23 protein-coding genes are annotated in these 26,179 nt (G+C 47.0%); 18 read left to right on the top strand and 5 right to left on the bottom strand.

The genetic code is table 11. The features are described from left to right. Positions 1 to 90: 90 nt before the first annotated feature. From DQN52_RS06770 to DQN52_RS06755, 4 genes are read left to right on the top strand one after another with little or no spacing between them, the layout of a single operon-like run. The gene (locus DQN52_RS06770; RefSeq protein WP_003786090.1) at positions 91 to 2,004 is read left to right on the top strand and encodes an ATP-binding cassette domain-containing protein; all 1,914 of its coding nucleotides are present in this window, start codon (positions 91 to 93) and stop codon (positions 2,002 to 2,004) included. After that, entirely contained in the window at positions 2,004 to 3,005 is a 1,002-nt protein-coding gene (locus DQN52_RS06765; protein WP_003786089.1) for a DNA adenine methylase, read from the top strand. Before DQN52_RS06770 ends, DQN52_RS06765 begins: the two co-directional genes overlap by 1 nt. After that, on the top strand, positions 3,006 to 3,914 hold the full coding sequence (locus DQN52_RS06760; protein ID WP_003786088.1) for a DNA adenine methylase: 909 nt from the start codon (positions 3,006 to 3,008) through the stop codon (positions 3,912 to 3,914). Then, on the top strand, positions 3,907 to 5,481 hold the full coding sequence (locus DQN52_RS06755; RefSeq protein ID WP_003786087.1) for an AlwI family type II restriction endonuclease: 1,575 nt from the start codon (positions 3,907 to 3,909) through the stop codon (positions 5,479 to 5,481). Before DQN52_RS06760 ends, DQN52_RS06755 begins: the two co-directional genes overlap by 8 nt. A 164-nt stretch (positions 5,482 to 5,645) precedes the next feature. Here the strand turns inward: DQN52_RS06755 and DQN52_RS06750 are convergent, their stop codons facing one another. After that, positions 5,646 to 6,029: an MFS transporter gene (locus DQN52_RS06750; RefSeq protein ID WP_003786086.1), complete on the bottom strand. Its 384-nt coding sequence runs from the start codon at positions 6,027 to 6,029 to the stop codon at positions 5,646 to 5,648. 105 nt (positions 6,030 to 6,134) lie between these two features. Between DQN52_RS06750 and DQN52_RS06745 the strand changes: the two genes are divergently transcribed. From DQN52_RS06745 to DQN52_RS06690, 11 genes are all read left to right on the top strand, one after another. Next, positions 6,135 to 7,601 carry a DegQ family serine endoprotease gene (locus DQN52_RS06745; protein WP_003786085.1) on the top strand — a complete coding sequence of 489 codons (1,467 nt, stop codon included), beginning with the start codon at positions 6,135 to 6,137 and terminating at the stop codon, positions 7,599 to 7,601. Between the two features lie 97 nt (positions 7,602 to 7,698). Further along, on the top strand, positions 7,699 to 8,865 hold the full coding sequence (locus DQN52_RS06740; RefSeq protein WP_003786083.1) for an NnrS family protein: 1,167 nt from the start codon (positions 7,699 to 7,701) through the stop codon (positions 8,863 to 8,865). A 164-nt stretch (positions 8,866 to 9,029) separates the two neighbouring features. Continuing rightward, positions 9,030 to 9,566: a DUF456 domain-containing protein gene (locus DQN52_RS06730; RefSeq protein ID WP_003786081.1), complete on the top strand. Its 537-nt coding sequence runs from the start codon at positions 9,030 to 9,032 to the stop codon at positions 9,564 to 9,566. 1 nt (position 9,567) lies between these two features. Further along, a complete protein-coding gene (locus DQN52_RS06725) occupies positions 9,568 to 9,969 on the top strand; it encodes a hypothetical protein (protein ID WP_032827639.1) in 402 nt (133 codons plus the stop codon). Positions 9,970 to 10,064: 95 nt separating this feature from the next. Then, complete coding sequence (gene deoA / locus DQN52_RS06720; protein ID WP_003786076.1) at positions 10,065 to 11,390, top strand: thymidine phosphorylase; 1,326 nt, start codon at positions 10,065 to 10,067, stop codon at positions 11,388 to 11,390. Between the two features lie 135 nt (positions 11,391 to 11,525). Continuing rightward, complete coding sequence (glmM, locus tag DQN52_RS06715) at positions 11,526 to 12,857, top strand: phosphoglucosamine mutase (protein WP_003786074.1); 1,332 nt, start codon at positions 11,526 to 11,528, stop codon at positions 12,855 to 12,857. Positions 12,858 to 12,938: 81 nt separating this feature from the next. Beyond that, positions 12,939 to 13,616, top strand: a complete 678-nt coding sequence (locus DQN52_RS06710) for a DedA family protein (protein WP_003786071.1) — start codon at positions 12,939 to 12,941, stop codon at positions 13,614 to 13,616. A 94-nt stretch (positions 13,617 to 13,710) separates the two neighbouring features. Then, complete coding sequence (gene mfd, locus DQN52_RS06705; protein WP_003786069.1) at positions 13,711 to 17,091, top strand: transcription-repair coupling factor; 3,381 nt, start codon at positions 13,711 to 13,713, stop codon at positions 17,089 to 17,091. A gap of 175 nt (positions 17,092 to 17,266) precedes the next feature. Continuing rightward, positions 17,267 to 17,473 (top strand): hypothetical protein, encoded by a 207-nt coding sequence (locus DQN52_RS11185; protein WP_003786066.1) that lies wholly within the window; start codon positions 17,267 to 17,269, stop codon positions 17,471 to 17,473. Between the two features lie 81 nt (positions 17,474 to 17,554). Further along, entirely contained in the window at positions 17,555 to 18,403 is an 849-nt protein-coding gene (gene ygfZ / locus DQN52_RS06695; protein WP_003786065.1) for a CAF17-like 4Fe-4S cluster assembly/insertion protein YgfZ, read from the top strand. A gap of 75 nt (positions 18,404 to 18,478) precedes the next feature. After that, on the top strand, positions 18,479 to 18,964 hold the full coding sequence (locus tag DQN52_RS06690) for a PaaI family thioesterase (protein ID WP_003786063.1): 486 nt from the start codon (positions 18,479 to 18,481) through the stop codon (positions 18,962 to 18,964). 62 nt (positions 18,965 to 19,026) lie between these two features. Here the strand turns inward: DQN52_RS06690 and DQN52_RS06685 are convergent, their stop codons facing one another. Beyond that, the gene (locus DQN52_RS06685) at positions 19,027 to 19,878 is read right to left on the bottom strand and encodes a transporter substrate-binding domain-containing protein (protein ID WP_003786062.1); all 852 of its coding nucleotides are present in this window, start codon (positions 19,876 to 19,878) and stop codon (positions 19,027 to 19,029) included. Between the two features lie 391 nt (positions 19,879 to 20,269). Here DQN52_RS06685 and DQN52_RS06680 point away from each other — a divergent pair, with 391 nt between their 5' ends. Next, the gene (locus tag DQN52_RS06680) at positions 20,270 to 21,655 is read left to right on the top strand and encodes a DEAD/DEAH box helicase (protein ID WP_032827638.1); all 1,386 of its coding nucleotides are present in this window, start codon (positions 20,270 to 20,272) and stop codon (positions 21,653 to 21,655) included. Between the two features lie 66 nt (positions 21,656 to 21,721). Here DQN52_RS06680 and DQN52_RS06675 read toward each other — a convergent pair whose 3' ends face one another. Both DQN52_RS06675 and DQN52_RS06670 read right to left on the bottom strand, forming a co-directional pair. Next, positions 21,722 to 22,033 (bottom strand): hypothetical protein, encoded by a 312-nt coding sequence (locus DQN52_RS06675; protein WP_003786058.1) that lies wholly within the window; start codon positions 22,031 to 22,033, stop codon positions 21,722 to 21,724. Positions 22,034 to 22,107: 74 nt separating this feature from the next. Beyond that, positions 22,108 to 22,737, bottom strand: coding sequence for a c-type cytochrome (locus DQN52_RS06670; RefSeq protein WP_003786055.1), 630 nt, complete (start codon positions 22,735 to 22,737; stop codon positions 22,108 to 22,110). 142 nt (positions 22,738 to 22,879) lie between these two features. Here DQN52_RS06670 and yihA point away from each other — a divergent pair, with 142 nt between their 5' ends. Both yihA and tyrS read left to right on the top strand, forming a co-directional pair. Continuing rightward, entirely contained in the window at positions 22,880 to 23,509 is a 630-nt protein-coding gene (yihA, locus tag DQN52_RS06665) for a ribosome biogenesis GTP-binding protein YihA/YsxC (protein ID WP_003786053.1), read from the top strand. A 71-nt stretch (positions 23,510 to 23,580) separates the two neighbouring features. Next, the gene (gene tyrS, locus DQN52_RS06660; protein ID WP_003786050.1) at positions 23,581 to 24,879 is read left to right on the top strand and encodes a tyrosine--tRNA ligase; all 1,299 of its coding nucleotides are present in this window, start codon (positions 23,581 to 23,583) and stop codon (positions 24,877 to 24,879) included. Positions 24,880 to 25,053: 174 nt separating this feature from the next. Here tyrS and aroC read toward each other — a convergent pair whose 3' ends face one another. Beyond that, positions 25,054 to 26,151: a chorismate synthase gene (gene aroC, locus DQN52_RS06650; RefSeq protein WP_003786049.1), complete on the bottom strand. Its 1,098-nt coding sequence runs from the start codon at positions 26,149 to 26,151 to the stop codon at positions 25,054 to 25,056. Positions 26,152 to 26,179: the final 28 nt, after the last annotated feature.

Below are 26,179 nucleotides of genomic sequence, written 5' to 3'. Positions count from 1 at the left end.
GCACTTTAAATCAAGCAAAAGTGCAGGCTGCTTTGCGTAGCGAACGTGCTAAAATACCGCCATTTTTGAATTATCCACGAGTAACACAACATGACCATTCTTGCCGTAGAAAACGCATCATTCGCAGTCGGACACGTTCCGCTTTTAGACAAAACCAGTTTCCAACTCAATCAAGGCGAAAAAATCGGCTTAATCGGGCGAAACGGCGCAGGGAAATCTTCGTTTTTGAAAATTTTGGCTGGTGTGCAGAAATTAGATGACGGTCAAATCATCGTGCAAAACGGCATGAAAATTGTCTATGTGCCGCAAGAAAGCGTGTTTGACGACCAAGCGAGCGTGTTTGATGTCGTGTCGCAAGGTTTGGGCGATTTGCGCGATGTGTTGCGCCGTTATCATCAGGTTAGCCACGCGCTAGAAACGCAGCATTCTGATGATTTAATTCGCCAACTCAATGAGTTACAAAATGAAATTGAATCGCAAGACGGCTGGCAGTTTGACGCGGCAATCCGCCAAACGATTAGCGAATTGGGGCTGCCTGAAAATGAATTGATTGGCAACTTGTCGGGTGGTCAGAAAAAACGGGTTGCGTTGGCTCAAGCGTGGGTGCAAAAACCCGATATTTTGTTGCTGGACGAACCGACTAACCATTTGGATATTAACGCGATTATTTGGCTGGAAAATTTGTTGCAAGCGTTTTCAGGCAGCATGGTGGTGATTACGCACGACCGCCGTTTTTTGGACAACATCGCCAATCGGATTGTGGAATTGGATAGGGGCGTGTTGCGTTCGTACGAGGGCAGTTTCAGCAAATACAGCGAGAAAAAGGCGCAGGAATTGGCGGTTGAGGCGGAACACAATCGCCTGTTTGACAAATTTCACGCGCAGGAAGAAGTGTGGATTCGCAAAGGCATTGAGGCGCGAAGAACGCGCAACGAGGGGCGTGTGCGCCGTTTGGAAGAGTTGCGCCGCCAACGCGCCACTCGCCGCGAACAGCAGGGGCAAGTCAATTTCAAACTGGATACTGGCGAAAAAAGCGGCAAAATCATTGCGGAATTGGAACACGCGAGTTTTGCCTATGGCGACCACGTGATTATGGATAAATTTTCCACGATTATTCAGCGCGGCGACAAAATCGGTTTGATTGGCGCGAATGGTATTGGTAAGACCACGTTTTTAAAGCTGATTTTGGGTGAATTGCAACCGACTTACGGCAAAATCCGTTTGGGCAGCAAGCAGGAAGTAGCGTATTTTGACCAATTCCGCAGCCAGTTGAACGAAAACGACACGGTTTTTTACACGTTGGGGCAAGGCAATGATTTCGTGGAAGTCGACGGCAAGAAAAAACACGTGATGTCGTATTTGGAAGATTTCCTGTTTCACCCAGCGCGAGCGCAATCGCCTGTTTCTTCGTTGTCGGGCGGAGAGCGTAACCGTTTGTTATTAGCGAAATTATTTACGCGCCCTGCCAATATTTTGGTGTTGGATGAGCCGACCAATGATTTGGATATTGACACGCAGGAATTGTTGGAAGAATTGTTGCGCGATTATGCTGGCACGGTGTTTTTGGTGTCGCATGACCGTATGTTTTTGGATAATGTGATTACGCAAAGTATTGTTTTTGAAGGTAATGGCAGCCTGAAAGAATATATTGGCGGTTATCAAGATTATTTGGACGCGAAATCACGCGAAGAGAAGTTTCAGGCAGCCAACGCGCCGAAAACCGCTACGCCCGAAGAACCTGCAAAAGAGAAACCGAAAGCCAATCGCACGGTTAAATTGTCGTACAAAGAGCAGCGAGAATTGGACGCGCTGCCTGATGAAATCGCGGCTTTGGAAGCGGAGCAGGCGGATTTGAACGCGCAATTATCTGACCCTGAAATTTTCAAGGATTATGAAAAAGCAGGCAGCCTGCAAAGTCGGGCGGAAGAGATTGAGATGCTTTTGCTGGAAAAATTGGAAAGATGGGAGATTTTGGAAGCGAAGCAGAGTGGGGCTAATTTATAATGCCGTATTTGCTAGAAAACCGCCGCTACATCGGCAATAAAACCAAGCTCACGCAATGGATTAAGCAACTGATTTTATTGCACACGCACAGCAACGGCACATTTTTTGATGTATTCGCAGGAACAGGCAGCGTAGCCAATGCGCTGTCTAGTCATTTTCAGCGCGTGTTAGTGAATGATGTGTTACACGCCAATCGCGTGATTTATCAGGCGTTTTGGGGCGTGGGCGATGTTGATGAAGCCAAAATTCAACACATCGCGAAAACCATTCAATCATGGCAACCCAATGATTTACCAAATAATTATTTTTCGGATAATTTTGGCGGTAAATTTTTCAGCGAACCTGTTGCCAAACAAATTGGTTTTGCGCGTGAATATTTGGGCAGCCTGAATTTAACGTCAAAAGAACACAGCATTTTACTGGCTTCGCTGATTTACAGCGCGGACAAAATTGCCAATACAGTCGGACATTTTGATGCGTACATCAAAAAAGAGATTGCACCCAAGCCGTTGCCATTTGATTTGGTTAATTGGTCAATTCAGGAAAAATTTGAAATTTTTCAGCAAGATGCTAATCAACTCGTGCGCCAACAATCCGCCGATGTGGTGTATTTAGACCCCCCATACAATTCGCGCCAATACAGCCGTTTTTATCATGTTTACGAAACATTGGTTAAATGGGACAAGCCCACGTTGTCGGGTGTGGCGATGAAACCCCCTCCCGAAAACATGAGCGATTATTGTCGCAGCAACGCGCCAACCGTGTTTGCCGATTTGGTTGCCCATATTCAGGCAAAATATATTGTTGTTTCGTATAACAATACTTATTTTTCCAAAAGCAATTCTTCACGCAATAAAATTGAATTGCAACAAATCGCGGATACGCTTAATTGTCGTGGTCAAACGCAAACATTTACCCAAGAACATCGCGCATTCAATACAGGCAAAACGGAATTTAACAATCATCAAGAATTGCTATTTATTACCAAAGTTACTGATTAAATGAGTCAATTTAAACGCTCGCCCTTATTTTATGTGGGCGACAAATACAAATTATTAAATGAAATCGCCCCAAAATTTCCGCAAAATATTCAGCGTTGGATTGAGCCGTTTGTTGGGGGCGGTTCGGTTTTTTTGAATGTTCAGGCGCAATCGTATTGCTTGAATGACATCAATTCTTGGGTTATTCAACTGCATCAATTTTTGTGTCAGCAAAGCGAAAACAGCGAAGCTTTTTTTCAAGAAGCCTTTGATTTAATTCAACAATATGGTTTATCGTGTACTTATTTGAAAAACGATATTCCCGATGAATTGAAACGGCTGCACAAAAAAACCTATATTGCGCGTTACAACAAAATTGCGTTTGAAAAATTGCGCGATGATTTCAATCGTGACCAAACGGATTTGTTGCGGTTTTATGTTTTGCTGATTTACGGATTTAATCGCATGATACGGTTTAATCAGTCGGGCAATTACAATTTGCCTGTGGGAAATGTGGATTGGAATAAAAACGTGGTGCAAGCCTTGCAGAATTATTTTCTGTTTTCAGACAGCCTGAAAAATCAGATTGCGTGGCACAATCAAGATTACGAGCAATTTATTGAAACGGTGCAGCCTAATTCACGCGATTTTATTTATTTAGACCCTCCTTATTTGATTACATTCAGTGAATACAATAAGTTATGGCAATTAGATGATGAACGACGTTTGTTGAATTTGCTTGATGATTTGAACCGTCAGAATATTCGTTTTGCAATTTCCAACGTAACGCATTACAAAGGGCGCGTGAATACGCTGTTTGAAACATGGGCGCAGCAATACCACACGCACCGCATTAACAGCAATTACATCAGCTATCACGACAACAGCAACAAAGAATTTACTGAAATTTTGGTGTGCAATTATGACTAAATCTACACAAAAAACGCCACGCGCCAAACGCGAAGCCGAATACAAACAAATGGCATTTGAAACCGCCATTCGCAATCCCGAACGCTACAAAAGCATTTTGCAAGCGGTTGCGCCGTTTAAAAATCAAGTGTTGAATGATGATGTTTTGTTGAATATTGTTAGTTCATTGTATTTACAGGGAATTGTAAAAAGTAATAAAGTGCCGATTGATGAAAACAGCACGATTGACAGCATTAAAGACCAAGTGAAACGAGCCAACGCAAGCCGAAACAGCGATGGTGGTTTTCCGAAAGGTTACGCAGCGCGTTTTTGGACGTATATGCGAACGCTGTCTGAATTGGGTTTTGTGTTGGCGCAATATGGGCAGCCGTTTCAATTTTCTGCGATTGCCAATAAATTGGTTGCTGATGAAATCAGCGAGCACGTGGCGTTTGCGGTGCAAGCGATGAAATACAATCGCCGTTCGCCTTATCGCAATGTAAAAAATGATTTCAACTTTTTCCGTTTTATTATCAATGTATTGAAAGAGAAATCTCATTTATCGTATCCGCAATTTATTATGTCGCTGTTTAGTCGTAATGGCGATGTGGCAGCATTTTGTCAATTAATTGATAAACATTCGCTGACTTTGGATAATGTGGCGGAATTTGTGCACGATAAATTTGGTTCAACTTTGAAAGAGCAAACGATTACGCACGATTATCCTGATGTGGTGTTGCGCGTGTTGATTTTGACGGGTTTTGTGTCGGTTACTTATCAAGGCGTAACGATGATTGAATTGAATCAAGATAACCGCCAAATGATAGATAATTTGCTAAATGTCAAAATAGAGTTGAGCGAAGAAGAGAAAGAAAATCCGCAGTTGCATTTTCAAAAATTGGAACAATTAACCGATGAATTATTGAAAATCGCAGCCGATACACCTAATCGGGTTACGGAATTTAATCAAAAAGCACAAAAGCTGCTTGAAAATATGGAATTAAATTTGACAGAAACGCAAATTATCCAAGAACTCAACCGCTTGGCACAAGGTAAAAATAGAAGTAAAAGTACTTTGCCTAGTTTGCATTATGTTGCTGAACCTTTGTTGTTGGAATTTTTATTAAGTTTGCTGCTGGTGTTGAAATATCAAAATCAATTTTGTATTCAACCGAATTTTGTCGCTGACCACAATGGCTTGCCAATTTCTCACGCCCCTGCGCGAAAAGGCGATATTGAATTGTTTTCCAATGATATTTATTGGTTGATTGAAGCCACGCTGATTAAAAATAAAACACAGCAAATGAACGCGGAAACAACTTCGGTTATTCGCCATTTCAATGAAGCGTTGGCGGATTATCAGGCGCATTATTTGTCGTTTGTTGCGCCATTGGTTCATGCGGATACACGCGAATTTTATCGGGTGCAGATTTTGTTGAGTAAACTCAATTCCGCTCAAGCCAATATTTATTTGAAATCGTATGCGATTGATGAATTTGTTGGTGTTACGCTGGCAGGAGAAAATTTGCAGGATATGCGTGAACATACGCAGGATTTGGTGCAGCAGATTAAGAAAGTGTTTTGTTGATTGTTTCAGGCTGCCTAAAAATAAATGTGACGTGTAAGCCAGTTCTAATAAAAATAAAGATTTAGAAACAAAAAGTCGTTTTTAAGTCATTATCCCAAATGTGCAGGCTGCTTTTCATCGGAAAACACCGTCAAAAAGCAGCCTGCACTTTATTGTGATTATATTTATACCTGATTGTCGCTATTCTGCGGTTTAAGCAACGAAATACCCACTACGGCAAACAGCAAAACAATCGCTGCGCCAAAATACAGTTGATTTTTTTGCCAGCCTTCGTCCAACAATGTGCCGACCAACCAAGGCGAAATAATCGAGCCCAATCTGCCCACGCCAATCGCCATGCTCACGCCTGTGCTGCGGAATTCGGTGCGGTATAAAGTGGGGTTGATGGTGTACAAACCTGCAATGCAACCGTTAATCAACGCGCCCAATAAAATCGCCAAAATCAATGCCACAGACAAAATGGCGGTGGCTGGCACAAACACGCAAATGGCTACGGTTGATAAAAGTGTAAATGCCATCAACACATAATCAAAGCAGCCTGCACTCATTTATCACAACGTGCAGGCTGCTTTTTTCCACAAAATGACTTGAATTTTGCCTATGCAGCCTGTATGTTTACAACCTATTTTGCTTTTTATCACTAGGAACACATCATGCATACTTTTCGCTTTTCTACTTTGCTGACTTTGTCGGTAGTTTTGGCTTTGTCGGCGTGTCAAAAAAATAACGATAGCGCACGCAAATCGGTGAATTCACAAGCCGCCGCATCACAAGAATTTGTCCGCGAAACCCAAGCCCCGAAACCAGACGGCACAGTCGGTATGCTGTTGCCCGATTTCACACAACTGGTGGCGCGAGAAGGCAGTTCGGTAGTCAATATTCAAGCGGTAAACGATGCCAAAGAATCCGAATTGTCGGCAGAAAGTGACCCGTTTTCAGAATTTTTCAAACGCTTCAACAACCCAGATGACGAATCCAGCAACAACAATGGCAACTTCGGCTCGGGCGTGATTATTAGCGCAGACGGCTACGTTATTACCAACGCGCATGTGATTAAAGGCATGACCGAAATCAAAGTCGCACTCAACGACAAACGCGAATACCCAGCCAAACTCATCGGCTCGGACGAAAAATCCGACATCGCGCTGCTCAAAATTGCAGCCAGCGATTTGCCTGTTGCCAAAATCGGCAGCCCCAGCGAATTGAAATCGGGCGAATGGGTGGCAGCGATTGGCGCACCATTTGGTTTTGACAACAGCGTAACCGCAGGCATTGTGTCGGCAAAAAATCGCACCTTGCCCAACGAAAACTATATGCCGTTTATTCAAACCGATGTAGCGATTAACCCAGGTAACTCGGGCGGGCCATTGTTCAATTTAAAAGGACAAGTGGTGGGCATCAACTCGCAAATTTATAGCCGCAGCGGTGGCTTTATGGGCATTTCGTTTGCTATTCCGATTGATGTGGCGATGAATGTTGTCGAGCAGCTTAAATCAACAGGCAAGGTAGAACGCGGACAACTGGGCGTAGTAATCCAAGAATTGAGCTACGACTTGGCAAAATCGTTTGGTTTGGACAAGCCAGCAGGTGCGTTGGTTGCCAAAGTGTCGCCCAATAGCCCTGCGGAAAAAGCAGGCTTGGAAGTGGGCGATATTATCCGCAGCGTAAACGGCGAAGCGGTGCGTTCGTCCAGCGATTTGCCGATGACGATTAGCACAATTCGTCCTGGCGACGAAGTGAAATTGGGCATTTGTCGCAAAGGCGAAACGCTGGAAATTACGGCGAAATTGGTTAGCCAAAGCGAACAGCAATCCGCCCAAATTGAACCAGAAGAAAGTTATCGCAGCGACCGCGTAACGGCATTTACTTTCCCTGCGGCTGGTTTGACAATTAGCGTTCGCACCAACAATAGCGACGAGCCTGAACTTGTGATTTCGCGTGTACAAGGCATCGCTGCCAAACTGGGTTTGCGTCGTGGCGATGTGATTGTGCGCGTGGGTGAACAAGCGGTACGCAGCCAAGAAGAATTTGATGCTGCCGTGCGCCAAGCAGGTAATCAAATTCCTTTGTTGATTAACCGTTCAGGCGATGCGTTTTTTACTGTGTTGAATGTGGAATAAATAAACAAAGCAGCCTGCATTGATTGTTAAAACAAAGTGCAGGCTGCTTTGATGCGTTAAAATAGTCATCTTAAATAAAACAAAAGGAACTCAAACCATGAACAAACTCCTATCCAGCCAACACCCCGTTTGGGCAATGGCATTTCGTCCACTCTATTTATTGAGTGCATTGTATGGCGCACTATCCGTTTTATTGTGGGGCTTTGGCTACACGGGCACACGCGCCCTACCTTCGTTTTTGTGGCACGCACACGAAATGGTGTGGGGCTACGCAGGCGCAGTGGTCATCGCCTTTTTGCTGACCGCTGGCGCAACGTGGACACAACAACCGCCCGTGCGTGGCAAATTGTTGATGTGGATTGTCGGGCTATGGCTTGCCGCTCGCATCACCGCCTTTTTGCCGTGGGGCGTGCCAACAGGTTTATTGGGCACAGCATTCTTTTGGTTGGGCGCATACGGCATGGGTCATTCGGTATGGGTGAGCCGCAATTCGCGCAACTACATCGCCGTAGTCGCCTTGGTGTTGTTGGGATTAAGCCATTTAATTTTTCATTACTACGCCTACTTGGGTCAAACCGATGCACTGCGTAATGGCTTGATAGCAGGCATCGTGATGATTGCAGGCTTCATCGGCTTGATTGGCAACCGCATTATTCCGTTTTTTACCGCGCGTCGCCTGAACACCGTGCAAGTGCAAACGCCAATGTGGGCGATGCTTGCCGCGCTGGTGTTGCCGATGCTCGCCACCGCATTGATGATGACGCAAACCGCCGTTGCGCTAGGTTCTTGGTTTATTTTGATTGCAGGCTGCATTGGCTGCACCCAAAGCTACCGTTGGTTCAATCGCGCGATTTTGCGTGAACCCTTGTTGTGGACATTGCACGCAGGCTACGCTTTTTCGTCTTTGGGACTGGTGGTGCTGGCGATTGCCGCTGCTGCGCCACAACTGCAAAGTTTGGGGGTACACCTGTTGGCGGTGGGCGGCATTGGCTTGCTAACCGTGAGCATGATGGTACGCACCGCACTTGGACACACCGCGCGTCCGCTCTACCCTGCGCCTGCGCCAATGAATACTGCGTTTTGGTTGATGGTGGCAGCGGCTGGCGTGCGTGCTTTGGCGGCGATTATGTTGTATGTCAATCCAACGGCATACACACACAGCATTCGTTTGTCAGCGGTGTTGTTTGCCGTGTCGCTGCTGCTGTATTTTTACCGCTACTTGCCTTGGCTGACGCAACCGCGTTTGGACGGCAAGGCTGGTTGATAAACAACAAATAGAACGTGCAGGCTGCTTTTTATAGTGAAGTGAAATAAAAATGGGACAAGGCGATAACGCTCGCCGTGTGCAAATAGCACATAAGAGCGTTATCAACACCGTACCATTGCGATTTCACTTCACTATAAGAGTGGGTATGGCGACGATACGCCATGCTCGTGCATCAAAAGCAGCCTGCACATTTAAAAGGACAAGCGATGACCCCTATCTGGATTATCTTGGCGATTGCCCTTTTGTTAGCGGGCGCAGCAGGCACAATCTACCCAGTTTTGCCCAGTTTGCCATTTATGCTGGCAGGCGCGTGGCTGCTGGCGTTTGCTCAACAATACGAAGTGATTAGCTCCACCGTGCTGTGGTTGATTGCCGTGTTGTGCGCGTTGGGCATGGCAATGGATTTTGTCGCAGGCGTGTTAGGCGCGAAATATACAGGCGCGAGTCAAACCGCTTTGTGGGGCGCATTCATTGGCGGACTATCTGGCTTGGTGCTGGGCATTGTCGGCATCATCATCGGGCCACTTTTGGGCGCGGCAATTGGCGAATTTGTGGCGCGGCGCGATATTTTATTGGCAGGCAAAGTCGGTATTGGCACGTTTGTCGGATTTATTATCGGCACGGTCGCCAAAATTGGCGCGGCTTTAACGGTGTTGCTGATTTGCCTTGCAAACTATGTCATTTATTGGACAACATAATATGAAACAAAAAGATTTACACGATTTGGTCAAACAACATATTCCGCAAATTCATTATTTGGAATGCGATACAGACGAGCTAATAGAAGGCGAATGTGCGCTGTGGAACAACGACAACGCTACGGTTGTGATTGAATTTGCCGACAATAGGTGCGATTGCCACAATCTTGCCGATGCGCTGCAAACGGTATCGGCAAAACTGGCTTGGTTAAACGAACACCAAAGCGACATCACGCAGGCAACCCAAACCAATCCAGACACGGCATACATTGCCTACGCTGCTTTTTGGGTGGAAGACAGCGAGCAAGTATTTTGCGATTTTGCCGTTGCGCCCGATTTAGACAGTGAACAAGAAATTGAATGCTCGCTAGAAGAAGATAACACGTTAGTTGTCATGGATTAAATATTCGGTATTTTTTCAAGCAGCCCGCACTCTTTGCGCGATAAATTTTGTTACAATGGAATTCTACTGAACAGTCAGAATATAGGAGAAAGAAAATGGCTTTTTTAATGCAAGAAATTATCCGCAAAAAACGCGATAACCAAATTGTTACCCCAGAAGAAATCAACTTCTACATCAAAGGCGTAACCGATGGCAGCGTAAGCGAAGGACAAATTGCCGCATTTTGCATGGCAGTCTTTTTCAACAAAATGACGATTGACGAACGCGCCGCTTTGACTTTGGCAATGCGCGACAGTGGCGACACGTTGAAATGGCAGCACATGGATTTGGACGCGCCATTGCTGGACAAACACTCAACAGGCGGCGTGGGCGATGTGGTGTCGTTGATGCTTGCGCCCATGTTGGCGGCGTGCGGCGGCTATGTGCCGATGATTGCAGGTCGCGGTTTGGGACACACAGGCGGCACGTTGGATAAATTGGAAAGTATCGCTGGCTTTGATATTTTCCCAACGCCCGACAAAATGCAAAAAATGGTCAAAGAAATTGGCTGCGTGATTGTGGGACAAACAGGCAATTTAGCCCCAGCCGACCGCAAAATCTACGCCACACGCGATGTAACCGCAACGGTAGAAAGCATTGATTTGATTACCGCGTCTATTTTGTCTAAAAAATTGGCGGAAGGCTTGGACAGCTTGGTCATGGACGTGAAAGTGGGTAATGGCGCGTTTATGCCAACTTACGAATTATCACGCGCTTTGGCGCAATCTATCGCGCAAGTGGCAACCGCCGCAGGCTGCCCAACCACAGCCATGCTAACCGACATGAACGAAGTGTTGGCAAGCAGCGCAGGCAACGCGGTAGAAGTGCGCGAAGCCATTCGCTATTTGCGCGGCGATTACCGCAATCCGCGTTTGCATGAAGCAACAATGGCGTTATCGGCAGAATTGCTGGTTAATGGCAAATTAGCGGTGAACCGCGATGAAGCTCGCGCAAAATTGCAAGCGGTTTTGGATAATGGTAAAGCGGCGGAATATTTCAACCGCATGGTGGTGGCGCAAGGCGGTGCAGCCGATATTTGCGATAAATTTGAGCAAATCTTGCCGACTGCGCCTGTTGTGAAACCATTGTTTGCGCCAAAAGAAGGTGTCATTTGTGGTATGAATACGCGCGATATTGGTGTGGCGGTGATTAACTTGGGCGGCGGTCGTCGTGTGGCAAGCGACACGATTGACCACAGCGTTGGTTTTGACAATGTATTGCCGATTGGCGCAAAAGTAGATAGCCAAACGCCGCTGGTTACGATTCACGCGAAAAATGAAAACGATTGGAATGCGGCAGCGCAAGCCTATTTGAATGCGTTGGAAATTGGCGAAACTGCACCAGCCGAGCGTCCAATGGTTTATGAAATTTTGACCGCTTAATTTGGTATCCATAAATAAAGTGCAGGCTGCTTTGTTTGCATCGAAAAGCAGCCTGCACTTTTATTCAACTTTAATAACAAACACCTTATTCAATCAACAAAAACGTTAACAAAACGCAAAAGGGAGCGCAATAAAATGGCAAGAAAATATTTTGGCACAGACGGCATTCGCGGCGAAGTGGGACAATTTCCGATTACCCCCGATTTTGTCATGAAACTGGGTTGCGCTTTTGGACGCGCTTTGGTTCGCAAAGAACAAGAACATCGCCCAACCGTTATCATCGGCAAAGACACGCGCATTTCGGGCTATATGTTGGAAACGGCGTTGGTAGCTGGTTTTACGGCGGCTGGCGTAAACGTGGTACAAACTGGACCATTGCCTACACCAGGCATTGCCTATCTAACTCGCGCCCTGCGTTTGGACGGTGGCGTGATGATTTCCGCTTCACACAACGAGTTTTCCGACAACGGCATCAAATTTTTTGCCGAGGGTGGCGTTAAATTGAGCGATGAAATGGAATTGGCGATTGAAGCCGAGTTGGACAAAGAAATGCACACTTTGCCCTCTATCGAACTGGGACGCGCACGCCGAATCAGTGGCGCAGATGACCGCTATATTGAATTTTGCAAATCCACGTTCCCCAATACCATGAATTTGCGCGGTTTGCGTTTGGTGGTGGACATGGCAAACGGTGCTGGCTACCACACCGCGCCCAAAGTGTTTCACGAACTGGGTGCAGAAGTGATTAGCATTGGTGCAGAGCCTAATGGCTACAACATCAACGACAAAATTGGCGCGACCTATCCCAAAACTTTGCAGGCTGCTGTGTTACAACATGATGCGAATTATGGTATCGCGCTAGACGGCGACGGCGACCGCTTAATGATGGTGGACAAAAATGGCGTGGTGTATGACGGCGACAAACTGATTTACGTTATCGCTAAAGCCCGAGCGCAACAAGGTTTGCCGTTTGGTGGCGTGGTTGGCACGGTGATGAGCAATCTGGCAATGGAAAAAGCCTTAAACGCACGCGGCATTGAATTTGCCCGCGCCAAAGTAGGCGACCGCTATGTGTTAGAACAACTCAAACAGCGCGATTGGTTGATTGGTGGTGAAGCATCGGGGCATATTTTGTGCATGGACAAACACAACACGGGCGACGGCACGATTTCTGCCTTGCAAGTGTTGGCAGCACTCAAAGTATTGGAACAAGATTTAGCCAGCGCAATTGATTGGCAGCCTTATCCGCAAACCATGATTAACGTCCGCATTCCAAAAGACCAAGACTGGGAAAGCGCGTCGCAGGCTGCTTTGGCAGAAGTAGAAGCCGAATTAGGCGAACGCGGTCGTGTCGTACTTCGCGCATCGGGGACAGAACCCGTTGTCCGTGTCATGGTAGAAGCCGATTCCGCACCACTGGCAGAACAAGGCGCAAAACGCATTGCCGATGCCATTGCCGCGGTTTAATGGCATAATCGCTGCTTTGTGCAGGCTGCTTATTGCAACAAAGCAGCCTGCAATCATTCAATTTCGTATAGAAAATCGCTTATGCTTGCTCTTTTAGAAACCTTTTTCGTTCAATTTGGCTACGCAGCCGTGTTTTTGGTGCTGGTGCTGTGTGGCTTTGGCATTCCCATTCCCGAAGACGTTACGCTGGTTGCAGGTGGCGTGATTTCTGGCTTGGGCTATGCCAACGTACACATCATGTTTGCCGTGGGCATGGCGGGCGTATTGGTAGGCGACGGCATCATCTTTTTGCTGGGACGATATTATGGCGAACGCATTTTGCGCTTCAAACCCGTCGCCAAGCTGATGCCACCCAAACGCTACGCCCAAGTACAACAAAAATTCGACCGCTATGGCAACCGTGTTTTATTTGTTGCTCGATTTTTACCTGGACTACGCAGCCCCATTTTCCTGACCGCAGGCATGACAGGCAAAATCTCGTTTTGGCAATGGCTTATCATGGACGGAGTCGCCGCGTTGATTTCTGTACCCATTTGGATTTATTTGGGCAACTATGGCGCGGAAAACAAAGATTGGCTAATGCAACAAGTCCACCGCTTCCAGCACGGCTTATTTGTGGTGCTAGGCATTGGCGCGATATTAATCATACAGTTTTGGTGGAAAAAACGCCAAAAACTCATCGACCGCAAAAACGCCCTGCTAGAACGCCGCCGCCAACGCAAACTGGCACGACAACAAAAGAAAGACAATGCTGCATAACACCAAGTAGCCTGCATTTTGAATAAACACAAAAGTGCAGGCTGCTTTTTTTGCTAAAATACCGCCTTTTAAAATCATTCAGGCAGCTTGAAAAATGAATTTCCTCATTCCCAAACCCACGCAAAAAACTTTTTGGACAGATTTGTCTTCAGGCAGCTTGCCGTATCTTCTCACACAAAATTTACCGAAAAATCAATTAGTCATCGTCTTAACCAAAGACAGCGAATCCGCTCAACGCCTACACGAAGCATGGCAATTTTTCCGCCCACACGACAACGGGTCATTTCTCCCCGATTGGGAAACGCTGCCGTACGAGCATTTTTCGCCGCATCAAGATTTGGTGTCGGAACGCTTGTCGGTTTTGTGGCAATTAAAAAATAAACAAATCAACGCACTATTTTTGCCAGTCGCCACGGCAATGCAAAAAGTTGCGCCGACTTCGTTTATTTTGGGGCGCACATTTTGGCTAAAAGTTGGGCAGAATGTGAATATTGACACTTTGCGCGAAAATCTCGTGGACGCAGGTTACAGCGCGGTTTCCAACGTGGTGGCGGCTGGCGAATTTGCGGTGCGCGGTGGGATTGTGGATTTGTTTCCGATGGGAAGTGAGTTTCCGTATCGCATTGATTTATTTGATAAAGAGATTGATACGATTAAAACGTTTGACCCCGAAACGCAACGAACAATCCAATCCATTGATGAAATCCGCCTATTGCCAGCGCACGAATTTCCCACCGACAGCGACACACAAAAGATTTTCCGCAGCCGTTTCCGCGAAGAAATTGACGGCGATTTTGCCAGCGCGATTGTTTACAAATCAGTTGGCAACGGACAATTTGGCGCAGGCGTGGAATATTATTTGCCGCTCTTTTTTGAAAATGGCTGTGTTCAACTATTTGATTATATTGATGATGCGATTGTGGTTTGCACGGACGATGTTCACGCCTACGCCAACCGTTTTTGGGGCGATGTGAAATCGCGCTACCAAATGGCGCAGGGTGATTCGCATTATCCGCCGCTTGAACCGCAGCATTTGTTTTTATCGCCCGACCAATTTGCAGGCTGCCTGAAAAAATTTCCGCAAATTTGGACGCAGCCGTCTGCCGTTCACGATTTGCCGAATGTGGCGGTTAATCGTCAATCGGACGAGCCTTTACGCGATTTGGCGAATTTTGTGAATGGATTTGACGGCAAAATTTTAGTTTGCGCGGAAAGTTTGGGGCGGCGCGAAACGATGTCAGCGTTTTTCAGGCAGCATGGTTTGGAATTGCAACACGTTGAAAATTGGCGTGAATTTATTTCAACAAGCAGCCTGCAACTTGGGGCGTGTGTCGCGCCTTTGTCGCAAGGTTTCAGGCTGCCTGAAAATATGGCAGTTATTACTGAAAACGATTTATATCAATATGTTAGCAAACCACGCACGCGCCGCCGCAAACACGCCAGCGTGTCCGACACCACGTTACGCGATTTGGCAGAAATCAACATCGGCGACCCAGTCGTCCACCAAGAACACGGCATTGCGCGATACATGGGCTTGACCGTGTTGGATTTCGGCGATGGCGCAAATGAAATGATGTTGCTGGAATACGCCAACGAAGCGCAACTCTATGTTCCTGTTGCACAATTACATTTAATCAGCCGCTACGCAGGCAACGCCAGCGAAAAAATCGCGCTGCACAAACTCGGCACAAACGCTTGGAGCAAAGCCAAACACAAAGCCGCCGAAAAAGCACGCGACACCGCCGCCGAATTGCTCAATTTATACGCTCAACGCGCCGCACAAACTGGTTTTAAATTTGAAATCAATGAATTGGATTATCAAGCATTCGCGGACGGATTTGGCTACGAAGAAACCGAAGACCAAGCCGCCGCCATTTTAGCCGTGATGAAAGACTTGACCCAAGCCAAACCAATGGATAGGCTGATTTGCGGCGATGTCGGTTTCGGCAAAACGGAAGTGGCGTTACGCGCCGCGTTTGTGGCGGTTATGGGCGGCAAACAGGTGGCGGTGCTTGCGCCTACCACGTTGCTGGTTGAACAACACGCGAAAAATTTTGCTGACCGTTTCGCCGATTTTCCTGTGAAAACGGCGGCGTTGTCGCGTTTTAACAGCAGTAAAGAGACGAAAGCGACACTTGACGGCATGGCAAATGGCACGGTGGATATTGTGATTGGCACGCATAAATTGGTGCAAGATGATATTGTGTTTAAAAACTTGGGTTTAGTGATTATTGACGAAGAACACCGTTTCGGCGTGCGCCAAAAAGAGCAACTGAAACGACTTCGCGCCAATGTGGATTTACTAACTTTGACCGCCACGCCGATTCCGCGTACGTTGAGTATGGCGTTGGAGGGCTTGCGTGATTTTTCGCTGATTACGACTGCACCGAGCCGCCGCCTTGCCGTCAAAACATTTGTGAAACCGTTTAGCGAGGGCAGTATTCAGGAAGCCGTTTTGCGTGAATTGAAACGCGGCGGACAAGTTTTTTTCCTGCATAATGAAGTGGATACAATTGAAAATATGCGCGACAAATTGGAAAACTTGCTGCCTGAAGCGCGAATTGGCGTGGCGCATGGTCAGTTGCGTGAACGTGAGTTGGAACAAGTGATGCGTGATTTTTTAAATCAAAAATTCAATGTGTTACTGTGTTCCACAATCATTGAAACGGGGATTGACATTCCGAACGCGAACACGATTATCATCAATCGCGCCGATAAATTTGGCTTGGCGCAATTGCACCAACTGCGTGGGCGCGTGGGGCGCAGTCATCATCAGGCGTATGCGTATTTGCTCACGCCCGAATTTATCACGAAAGACGCGGAAAAACGCTTGGACGCGATTGCGGCGGCGGACGAATTGGGCGCGGGTTTTGCGCTTGCCATGCAGGATTTGGAAATTCGTGGCGCGGGCGAAATCTTAGGCGAGGGGCAATCGGGCGAGATGATGCAAGTTGGTTTGACGTTGTACACGGAGATGCTCAAACAGGCGGTGCGCGATTTGAAAAAAGGGCGTGTGCCTGATTTGGACGCGCCGCTTGGCGTGAGTACGGAGATTAAATTGCACGCGCCTGCATTGCTGCCTGAAAGTTATTGCCCTGATATTCACGAGCGTTTGGTGTTGTATAAGCGTTTAGCGGCTTGCGAAAATATGAATGAAATCAATGCAATTTTTGAAGAATTGGTGGATAGGTTCGGGCTGCCTGAAACGCCTGTGAAGACTTTGGTGGACAGTCATCGGCTGCGTTTGGCGGCGAAAGCGTTGGGTGTGGTGTCGGTTGATGCGAATGCGGCGGCGGCGACTTTGACGTTTGGCAAATATATGACGGTTGAGCCAGCGCATATTATCGGCTTGATGCAGCGCGAAAAGGGCTGGCGCATGGCTGGGGCGGATAAGTTGCGCGTGGAAATTGACGGCGAGACGGTGGAGCAGAGAGTTGATGCGGTTTCGCGGATTTTTAGATTGTTGGGGGAATGAGTTTTCAGGCAGCCTGAAAATGTTTGTTGTATGATTTCAGGCAGCCTGAAATCGATTCCCCCACATGAACCTACTCTTCATATGTTCCCGCAACCAATAACGCAGCCCAACCGCCGAGCAGCTTTTCCGCCGACACCCACATCACACCGCGCGTTCTGCTGGCACAAGCCCAAACGTGCGGCGCACCGTTTCCGCTACCGATATTGCATGGGCAGACCACATTTTTGTGATGGAAGAAAAACACAAATTGCGCCTAAAAGCTGCATTTCCACGCGCTCTACAATACAAATCTCTTATCGTGTTAGACATTCCCGACAACTATCACTACATGGACGCAGAATTGATTGAGTTATTGCAACAGAGTTTACAAGATTATCTATAAATCGTATTTCGTGCGATTGTTGCAGGCTGCTTGAAAATGCTAAAATGCCCATTCTATATTCATCTTACGCAAGGATAGACCATGCACACTCAACTTCCCTTTTTTGCCATAATCAAAGTATCGGGCGATGACCGCCACGATTTTTTGCACAATCAATTCTCCAACGACATCAATCATTTGGAAAAAAATTACGCTTGCTATGCAACGTATAACACGCCCAAAGGTCGAGTGATTGCCAACTTGATTGCGTTCAACACAGGTGATGATATTTTGCTGATTTTAGCCGCCGATGTCGCCGAAAAAGTCGTTAAACGCTTAAAAATGTTTGTATTACGCGCCAAAGTGCAGCTAGAACTGTTGCCCGATTGGGGTGTTGCCGCGACTTTGCCCGACAATGCGCCAACTGTGTTGCCGAAAGAACCGCGGTTGCAATTTGCCGCAAACGAAGCAGGCGAAATCCAGTTGCCACACGCAGGCAGCCTGCGCATTGCGCCCAAAGCGTCTTTGCCTGCACACGATGTGGCAATCGAACAAGTGTGGAATGCGCATGAAATCGCCTGCGGCTATCCGTGGATTAGCGCGGTAACCAGCGAAACGTGTGTGGCGCAAATGCTCAATCAACATAAAATTGGCGGTGTGCATTTCCGCAAAGGCTGCTACCCAGGACAGGAAATCATCGCACGCGCCCAATATCGTGGACAAGTGAAGCGTGGTTTGGCAGTGGCGCGAAACGCAGTCAGCCAAAATGCAGGCGCAGAAGTGCAAGACGCGGCTGGCGCGGAAGCAGGCATCGTCATCAACAGCGCAGGCAGCCTGCATTTGTTGGTGGTCAAACATGGCTCGGTGGCTGGCGAATTGCGCGATGCGGCTGGCAATGTGTTTACGCTGGAACATTTGTTTTTTGAAACTCAATCAGGCGATGCTGAATAATAAGTAAAACTAATGTGCAGGCTGCTTTGTAATTTAAAAGCAGCCTGCACTTTAATCATATCAAGAAAGAAAAAAATGCTGCCATTACCCAAAAAATTCCCGAAAACTGCCGATAAGTTGCGCCGCCGTTTGAATCTGTGGTCGCCCCTGTTTTTTACAGGGATTAAGATCACCCATTTATCGGACGATTACACGCATTGCCGCGCCACGCTCAAAAATTGGCGCAATACCAAAAATTCGCACGGCACGCAATTTGGCGGCAGCTTGTTTGCGATGACCGACCCGATTTACGCCATGATGTGTAATTGTTTGTTTGGAAAGAAATATTATGTATGGGACAAATCTGCACATATTGAATTTATTAAAGCAGGCGTAGGCGAGGTATATTTAGATTGCCAAATCAGCCGCGAAGAAATTGACGCGATTATCACCGCCACCGCAGACGGCGAAAAGCATCTGCCCGAATTTACCGTGCGCGTGTTTGATGCCAACAACGAGACGATTGCAATTGCCAAACGCACTTTGTATATTCGTCTTAAAAAAGAATTTCGTCCGCAATAACTAAACAAGCAGCCTGCACTTTGAATAATCAAAAGTGCAGGCTGCTTTGTTATGCGTTTAAATTAGTGTTTGCTCACATCTTCGCCAAAGAACTGTTCGCCCAAGCGTTTCAATGTGCCATCGGCTTTCAATTCGTTCATGGCTGCGCTGATTTTTGCCAACGCTTCATCGTTGCCTTTGTTGATGACCAAACCTGCGCCCAATTTTTCGGCACTTGGTGTACGCCATACTTCTTTCAAACCAGAATCAGGATTTTTCTTCAAGTAATCCAATAGCGACAATTCATCGTTCAATGTGATGTCGGCGCGTTTTTGTTGTACGTTCAACAAGCCTTGCGCCATGGTGTCGGTATGCACCAAATCTGCACCCATTTGTTTCGCCACTTCGTCGTAGTTAGAAGCCAACATCACCGCGGTTTTCACGCCTTTGATGTCTTCCAATTTCGCAATCGGTGCATGGTCGGCGCGTGCCACAATCATTTTGCCGCTCCAACTATATGGCTCGGCTTTGTCAAACATTGCTTGGCGTTCAGGCGAAGTCAAAGCCACTTGGTTTGCCACCACGTCAAAGCGACCCGATTTCAAACCGCTCATCATCGCGTCCCAAGGCGTTTCTTTAAACTCTACTTGCACGCCCAATTTAGCCGCCACCGCGCGGGTTACTTCCACATCATAACCAGTCAATTTGCCCGATTCATCGTGATAAGTGAAAGGCGCGTATGTACCCATTGTGCCAATCAAAATCGTACCTTTGTTGTTTAATTTTTCCAACAAGCCACCTTGTTGAGCTGGCGCAGAAGCAGGTGCAGCCGCTGGCGTTGATGCCGCAGAACCAGCCGAGCTAGACGAACCTTGCTGACCACAAGCCGCCAAAGTCCAAACCATTGCCGCGCACCACAGCGTTTTTTTCAACATAAAATCACCTTTCTAGTGTGTGTTTAAGAAAGGTGTTATTGTAAACAGATGTAAAATAAATGCAAATAACTTTTGTCTATATTTCTTGTAAGTAAATTAAACTTGCCAAATCGCATCAAAAAATCTATAATCGGCACCCTTTTGAAGCCATCGTCTTCGACCAAATTTCATCGCCAGTATTCGTTGGGCGATTTCTTTATTTGCAGGTTGTCGCCGATGAAACACTAGCTTGTGTGCTAGCGACAACTTATCGTAAATTTTTGAGTTCACAACCAAGTGCAGGCTGCCTGCGCGTCTTAATGGTCTATCTTAAATCGGTTTACTCTTTCTTATGCTTCTAGGCAGCCTGCACGCGCATTGGCTGAATGTTGTTGTTTCTATTAGGAAAATCATGTCTATTAAATTTTCAGACTTAAATTTGGATAAAAATATTTTGTCGGCACTCAAATCCGCAGGCTACGACAGCCCTACGCCTATCCAAATGCAAGCCATTCCAGCCGCTTTGGATAACCGCGACATTATGGCTTCCGCGCAAACAGGTTCGGGCAAAACCGCCGCATTTTTGTTGCCCAGCTTGCAAAAATTGACGCAACGCAGCGAAAAATCAGGCAAAAGCCCACGCGTTTTGGTTTTGACCCCAACACGCGAACTGGCAGCGCAAGTAGAAAAAAACGCGCAAATTTATTCGCAAAATATGAAATGGTTGCGCTCGGTAACATTGGTGGGCGGTTCATCTTTTGGTCAGCAAATCAAAGCGTTGAGCCGTCCGATTGATGTGATTGTGGCAACACCTGGTCGCTTGATGGACCACATGCGTAGCGGTCGCATTGATTTTGACCGCTTGGAAGTGCTGGTGCTGGACGAAGCCGACCGTATGTTGGACATGGGCTTTATTGACGACATTGAAACCATTGTTGCCGCCACACCAGAAGACCGCCAAACGCTGCTGTTTTCGGCAACATGGGACGGCGCAGTCGGCAAATTGGCGCGTAAATTGACCAAAAATCCCGAAGTGATTGAAATTGAACGCGAAGACAAACAAGGCAAAATTGAAGAGCAGCTTTTGTATTGCGATGACAAAAATCACAAAAATCGCTTGCTTGACCACATTTTGCGCGATGCGAATATTGACCAATGCGTGATTTTTACTTCAACCAAAGCCATGACCGAAGTGCTGGCAGACGAGTTGTATGAAAAAGGTTTTGCAGCAAATTGTTTGCATGGCGATATGCCGCAAGGTTGGCGCAATCGCACGCTTATGGATTTGCGTAAAGGTCGCTGCAAAATTTTGGTGGCGACAGATGTTGCTGCGCGTGGTATTGACGTACCAACGATTACGCACGTGATTAACTACGATTTGCCCAAACAAGCGGAAGATTATGTGCATCGCATTGGTCGCACAGGTCGTGCAGGACGTTCTGGCATTGCGATTTCGTTTGCCGAAGTAAACGAATACATGGCGGTGCATAAAATTGAGCGTTACATCAATCACAAATTGCCCGAAGTGGTGATTGAAGGGCTTGAACCAACGCGCAAACGCAATAAAAATGCCGACCGCAAACCCAAAGGCAAAGGCGGTTTTGGTGGTGGCAAACGTGATGGCGACCGCTGGAGCAGCCGTGGCAATGGCGACAAAAAACCTTGGGGCGAGAAAAAATCGTTTGGCGAGAAGCGCGGTAAAGATGGCGACAAACGCGACGGTAGTTTCCGCAAAGACGGTACAAAACGCGATGGCGGATTTAAAAAAGATGGCTTTCGTGGTAAACCGAAAAAATAAACTTTAAAAGCAGCCTGCACTATTGAATATTCAAAGTGCAGGCTGCTTTTTGTATCGCGCAACGGTTTACAAAGTAGCGCAAACAATAATCCCACCTGCCCCAGCTTGTGGCGACAAGTGGAAAATTTGCCATTCTTCGCCGCTGTGTAAATAATACGACAACACAGGAAATTCGGCAGCGATGCGCGCAGGCAAGTTGGCAATAGAATATTCGCTCACATGAAACAAGATATTGTGCGGATAAAAGCCGCTCAACGAAAAATCGACTACGCATTGCACCGTCCAATCATCGTGTTCGGCAAAACGAAAGTGCAATGTGTTTTGTTCGGGTTCGTGCGAAATACCCAAAATCCGTGCGTTTTGATACAGCATGGTCATCGCCTATTCCTTTCATAAAAATAGTGCAGGCTGCTTTTTTGTGTTCAAAAGCAGCCTGCACATTAGTGTGCGAATTATTTCAAACCTTGAATAAAGTTGCCCACGGCTTTCATTTCTTCATCGCTCATGCGTTTGGCGATGTCTTCCATCATATTCGCAGGACTGGTGCGTTTACCGTCTGCATACGCACGAAGTTGGTCGGCAACATATTGGCTATGCTGACCTGCCAAACGTGGATACGCTTGCACGTCTGTGCCACCAGCAGGTGTACCCGCACCAGCAGGACCATGGCAAGACATACAAGCAGGAATGTGTTTGCTGGCAATGCCACCACGATAGATTTTCGCGCCTAATGCAGGATTTTCTTTGGGATTGGCTTCGCCTGATTTGCCTTGTTGCGTGGCATAATAAGCCGACACGTTGCGAATATCGTCATCGCTCAAATTTTGTACCATTGGAGCCATTGCCGCCGCTGCGCCTGTGGTGCGTGTGCCTTTTTTAATGTCCACCGTTTGTTTAAAAATATAAGCGGCGTGCTGACCAGACAAGCGTGGATACATCGCAATGCTGTTGTTGCCGTCCGCACCATGACATGCTGCGCAAACTTGTTCTGCCACTTGTTTGCCTTTTGCCAAGTCCGCAGGTGCAGCCGCCGTTGCAACGCCTGTCAAAACCAATGCAGCAAAGAAAATAGAAGGTTTCATGGAAAATGCTCCTAATAAATAAGGCAGAACTGGCTGCCTTTCATTGTTATATTTGCCAGTTTGTGCAACTGGATAAACCGAGAAATCTATAAACGTGGTATTCTATACCAAATTCACATTATTTTACTAGCTATTTCAAACTATGAACTTATTTCAAAACGCCCAATTTTTTACTACGGTCAATCATTTAAAAGACCTGCCCGACACGCAAGCCGAAATCGCTTTTGTGGGACGAAGCAACGCAGGCAAATCCAGCGCGATTAACACCTTGTGCAACCACGTTCGTTTGGCGTATGTGTCCAAAACCCCAGGCCGCACGCAGCACATCAACTTTTTTAAATTGGCAAATCAACATTTTATGGTGGATTTACCAGGCTATGGCTACGCGCAAGTTCCCGAAGCCGTTCGCGCTCATTGGGTTAAGCTGCTGGGTGATTATTTGCAAACGCGCCAATCGCTGCTCGGTTTGGTGTTGATTATGGACGCGCGTCATCCGCTCAAACCGCTGGATATTCAAATGCTGGATTTTTTTGCCTTAACTGGGCGACCCGTGCATATTTTGTTATCAAAATCGGACAAATTATCCAAGAATGAACAAATTAAAACTTTGTCATCGGTCAAAAAAGCCTTAAAACCTTTTATGGAACGCCAAACCGTTTCGGTGCAGCTGTTTTCCAGTCTCAAAAAACAAGGCATAGACGAAGTGGAGCAAGTGGTGCAAGCGTGGTTTAGCCAACTTCCTGCACCCGAAACAGCAGAAGACCAAGCGTAAATCGCGTATAATGCGCATTTTTGCAGCAAAAGCAGCCTGCACTTTTTTATTTTTTATGTGATTACTTTGATATGAACGCCTTAATTTTAGATTTACAAGCTCGCGGCTTAATCGCCCAAACCACCGACATCAACGAATTATCCAAATTGCTGGACAGCGAAAAAATCGCGCTGTATTGCGGTTTTGACCCAACCGCCGATAGTTTGCACATCGGACATTTATTGCCTGTGCTGGTGTTGCGCCGTTTCCAAAACGCAGGACACACGCCTGTTGCATTGGTTGGCGGCGCAACTGGCATGATTGGCGACCCAAGTTTTAAAGCGGTGGAACGCAGTTTGAACACGCCCGAAACGGTGGCAGGTTGGGTAAACAGCATTCGCGACCAGCTCAAACCGTTCTTGAAATTTGACGGTGCAAACCCAGCGATTATGGAAAACAACGCCAACTGGTTCGGTGCAATGAACTGTTTGGATTTTTTGCGCGACATCGGCAAACATTTTTCCGTGAACGCGATGTTGGCAAAAGAATCGGTAAAACAACGCATTGAACGCGAAGACCAAGGCATTTCGTTTACCGAATTTTCATACGCCCTATTACAAGGCTATGATTTTGCGGAATTGAATAAACGCCACAATGTGCAACTGCAAATTGGCGGTTCTGACCAATGGGGCAACATCACTTGGGGAACAGAAACGACACGCCGCTTGAATCAAAAATCGGTTCACGGCATGACTTTGCCTTTGGTAACCAAAGCAGACGGCACAAAATTCGGTAAAACCGAAGGCGGCGCAGTTTGGTTGGACGCAAAAAAAACATCGCCTTACAACTTCTATCAATTTTGGTTGAAAGTGGCGGACGCAGACGTTTATAAATTCCTAAAATATTTCACATTCTTGACCGTTGAACAGATTGATGAAATTGAAGCCAACGACAAAGCCAGCGGCAAAAAACCCGAAGCACAACGTATTTTAGCCAAAGAAATGACTCGTTTAATCCACGGCGAAGCTGCGTTGGAAGCGGCGCAACGCATCACGCAAAGCCTGTTTTCGGGCGATGAAAGCGGTTTGACCGAACAAGATTACGCACAGTTGGCGTTGGACGGTTTGCCAGCGTTTGAAGTATCGGGCAATTTGAACGTGGTAGAAGCGTTGGTGCAGGCTGGTTTGGCGCAATCCAACAAAGAAGCGCGTGGCTTTGTGCAAAGTGGCGCGGTGTTGATTAACGGCACGGCGGTGGCGGAAAACAATCCAAACCACGCACCCGAAAAACCCGATGACAAATTTATGCTAACCGATGAGCACAAGCGTTTTGGCAAGTACACGATTGTGAAACGCGGCAAACGCAATCACGCTTTGTTGGTTTGGCGATAACAAATAGATGATACAAAAGCAGCCTGCACTTTTACCAATTAAAGTGCAGGCTGCTTTGTTATAGTGGATTAAATTTAGATTAGGACAAGGCGACAACGACCGCCGTGTACATCTAGTACATAAGGGAGTTGGTAACGCTGTACTAATCTAAATTTAATTCACTATATCTTAAAATTAGCCTAAACGTGTGATATCAGGCGTACTCACAACCACATCGGCATTTTGTGCACGATGTCGCAATGCGTGGTCAATCAATACCAACGCCAGCATCGCTTCTGCAATCGGCGCAGCGCGTAAACCGACACAAGGGTCATGTCGTCCGTGTGTAGCGATTTCTACCGCATTGCCGTCAATATCAATGCTTTGACGTAGCGTAGCGATGGAGCTAGTCGGCTTAATCGCAAAATTGGCGGTAATCGTTTGTCCTGTGGAAATGCCGCCCAAAATGCCACCTGAATGGTTGGATTTAAAGCCAGTCGGTGTCAATTCATCGCCATGCACGCTACCACGTTGTGCTACCACATCAAAACCGTCGCCAATTTCCACGCCTTTTACCGCGTTAATCGACATTAGCGCGTAGGCGATTTCTGCGTCCAAACGGTCAAAAACAGGTTCGCCCAAGCCTACTGGCACGTTTCGCGCTTCAATGTGCAACTTCGCGCCCACGCTGTCCAACGATTTACGAACACTGTCCATATATGCTTCCAAATCCGCGATTTGCGATTGGTTGGCAGCAAAAAATGGATTTTGCGAAATGAACTCTTCGCTTTCAAACGCTATTGCTTTTTCGCCTACTTGCGTTACCCAGCAAATGATTTCTGTGCCAAATTGTTCTTTGAGCCATTTTTTGGCGACTGCACCAGCCGCCACTCGCGCTGCGGTTTCACGCGCCGAACTGCGTCCGCCACCGCGATAATCACGAATACCAAATTTATGCCAATAGGTGTAATCGGCATGACCTGGGCGGAATTGTTGGGCGATGTTGCCGTAGTCTTTGCTGCGTTGGTCGGTGTTGCGAATCAGCAGCGCGATGGGCGTACCAGTCGTTTTGCCTTCAAACACGCCCGATAAAATTTCCACTTCATCGGCTTCGCGTCGTTGAGTAACGTGGCGACTTGTGCCAGGTTTGCGGCGGTCTAGGTCACGCTGAATGTCGTCTGCGCTCAATGATAAATTGGGTGGGCAGCCGTCAATAATGCAGCCCAAGCCCACGCCGTGGCTTTCGCCAAATGTGGTTACGGTAAACAGTTGTCCAAATGTGTTGCCTGCCATATTGAAATTCCTTGTACAAAAAAGTGCA

It is taken from the genome of Kingella kingae (assembly GCF_900475905.1).
Taxonomy (GTDB): Bacteria; Pseudomonadota; Gammaproteobacteria; order Burkholderiales; family Neisseriaceae; genus Kingella; species Kingella kingae.
Note: the sequence above shows the minus strand (reverse complement) of the source record. Positions and strands in the feature narration are given on the sequence as shown.

Excerpts from the sequence above, each read along its gene's own strand:
- DQN52_RS06770 (WP_003786090.1), top strand. The coding sequence starts at position 91 with ATGACCATTCTTGCCGTAGAAAACGCATCATTCGCAGTCGGACACGTT.
- DQN52_RS06765 (WP_003786089.1), top strand. The coding sequence starts at position 2,004 with ATGCCGTATTTGCTAGAAAACCGCCGCTACATCGGCAATAAAACCAAG.
- DQN52_RS06760 (WP_003786088.1), top strand. The coding sequence starts at position 3,006 with ATGAGTCAATTTAAACGCTCGCCCTTATTTTATGTGGGCGACAAATAC.
- DQN52_RS06755 (WP_003786087.1), top strand. The coding sequence starts at position 3,907 with ATGACTAAATCTACACAAAAAACGCCACGCGCCAAACGCGAAGCCGAA.
- DQN52_RS06750 (WP_003786086.1), bottom strand. The coding sequence starts at position 6,029 with ATGAGTGCAGGCTGCTTTGATTATGTGTTGATGGCATTTACACTTTTA.
- DQN52_RS06745 (WP_003786085.1), top strand. The coding sequence starts at position 6,135 with ATGCATACTTTTCGCTTTTCTACTTTGCTGACTTTGTCGGTAGTTTTG.
- DQN52_RS06740 (WP_003786083.1), top strand. The coding sequence starts at position 7,699 with ATGAACAAACTCCTATCCAGCCAACACCCCGTTTGGGCAATGGCATTT.
- DQN52_RS06730 (WP_003786081.1), top strand. The coding sequence starts at position 9,030 with ATGCTCGTGCATCAAAAGCAGCCTGCACATTTAAAAGGACAAGCGATG.
- DQN52_RS06725 (WP_032827639.1), top strand. The coding sequence starts at position 9,568 with ATGAAACAAAAAGATTTACACGATTTGGTCAAACAACATATTCCGCAA.
- deoA (WP_003786076.1), top strand. The coding sequence starts at position 10,065 with ATGGCTTTTTTAATGCAAGAAATTATCCGCAAAAAACGCGATAACCAA.
- glmM (WP_003786074.1), top strand. The coding sequence starts at position 11,526 with ATGGCAAGAAAATATTTTGGCACAGACGGCATTCGCGGCGAAGTGGGA.
- DQN52_RS06710 (WP_003786071.1), top strand. The coding sequence starts at position 12,939 with ATGCTTGCTCTTTTAGAAACCTTTTTCGTTCAATTTGGCTACGCAGCC.
- mfd (WP_003786069.1), top strand. The coding sequence starts at position 13,711 with ATGAATTTCCTCATTCCCAAACCCACGCAAAAAACTTTTTGGACAGAT.
- ygfZ (WP_003786065.1), top strand. The coding sequence starts at position 17,555 with ATGCACACTCAACTTCCCTTTTTTGCCATAATCAAAGTATCGGGCGAT.
- DQN52_RS06690 (WP_003786063.1), top strand. The coding sequence starts at position 18,479 with ATGCTGCCATTACCCAAAAAATTCCCGAAAACTGCCGATAAGTTGCGC.
- DQN52_RS06685 (WP_003786062.1), bottom strand. The coding sequence starts at position 19,878 with ATGTTGAAAAAAACGCTGTGGTGCGCGGCAATGGTTTGGACTTTGGCG.
- DQN52_RS06680 (WP_032827638.1), top strand. The coding sequence starts at position 20,270 with ATGTCTATTAAATTTTCAGACTTAAATTTGGATAAAAATATTTTGTCG.
- DQN52_RS06675 (WP_003786058.1), bottom strand. The coding sequence starts at position 22,033 with ATGACCATGCTGTATCAAAACGCACGGATTTTGGGTATTTCGCACGAA.
- DQN52_RS06670 (WP_003786055.1), bottom strand. The coding sequence starts at position 22,737 with ATGAAACCTTCTATTTTCTTTGCTGCATTGGTTTTGACAGGCGTTGCA.
- yihA (WP_003786053.1), top strand. The coding sequence starts at position 22,880 with ATGAACTTATTTCAAAACGCCCAATTTTTTACTACGGTCAATCATTTA.
- tyrS (WP_003786050.1), top strand. The coding sequence starts at position 23,581 with ATGAACGCCTTAATTTTAGATTTACAAGCTCGCGGCTTAATCGCCCAA.
- aroC (WP_003786049.1), bottom strand. The coding sequence starts at position 26,151 with ATGGCAGGCAACACATTTGGACAACTGTTTACCGTAACCACATTTGGC.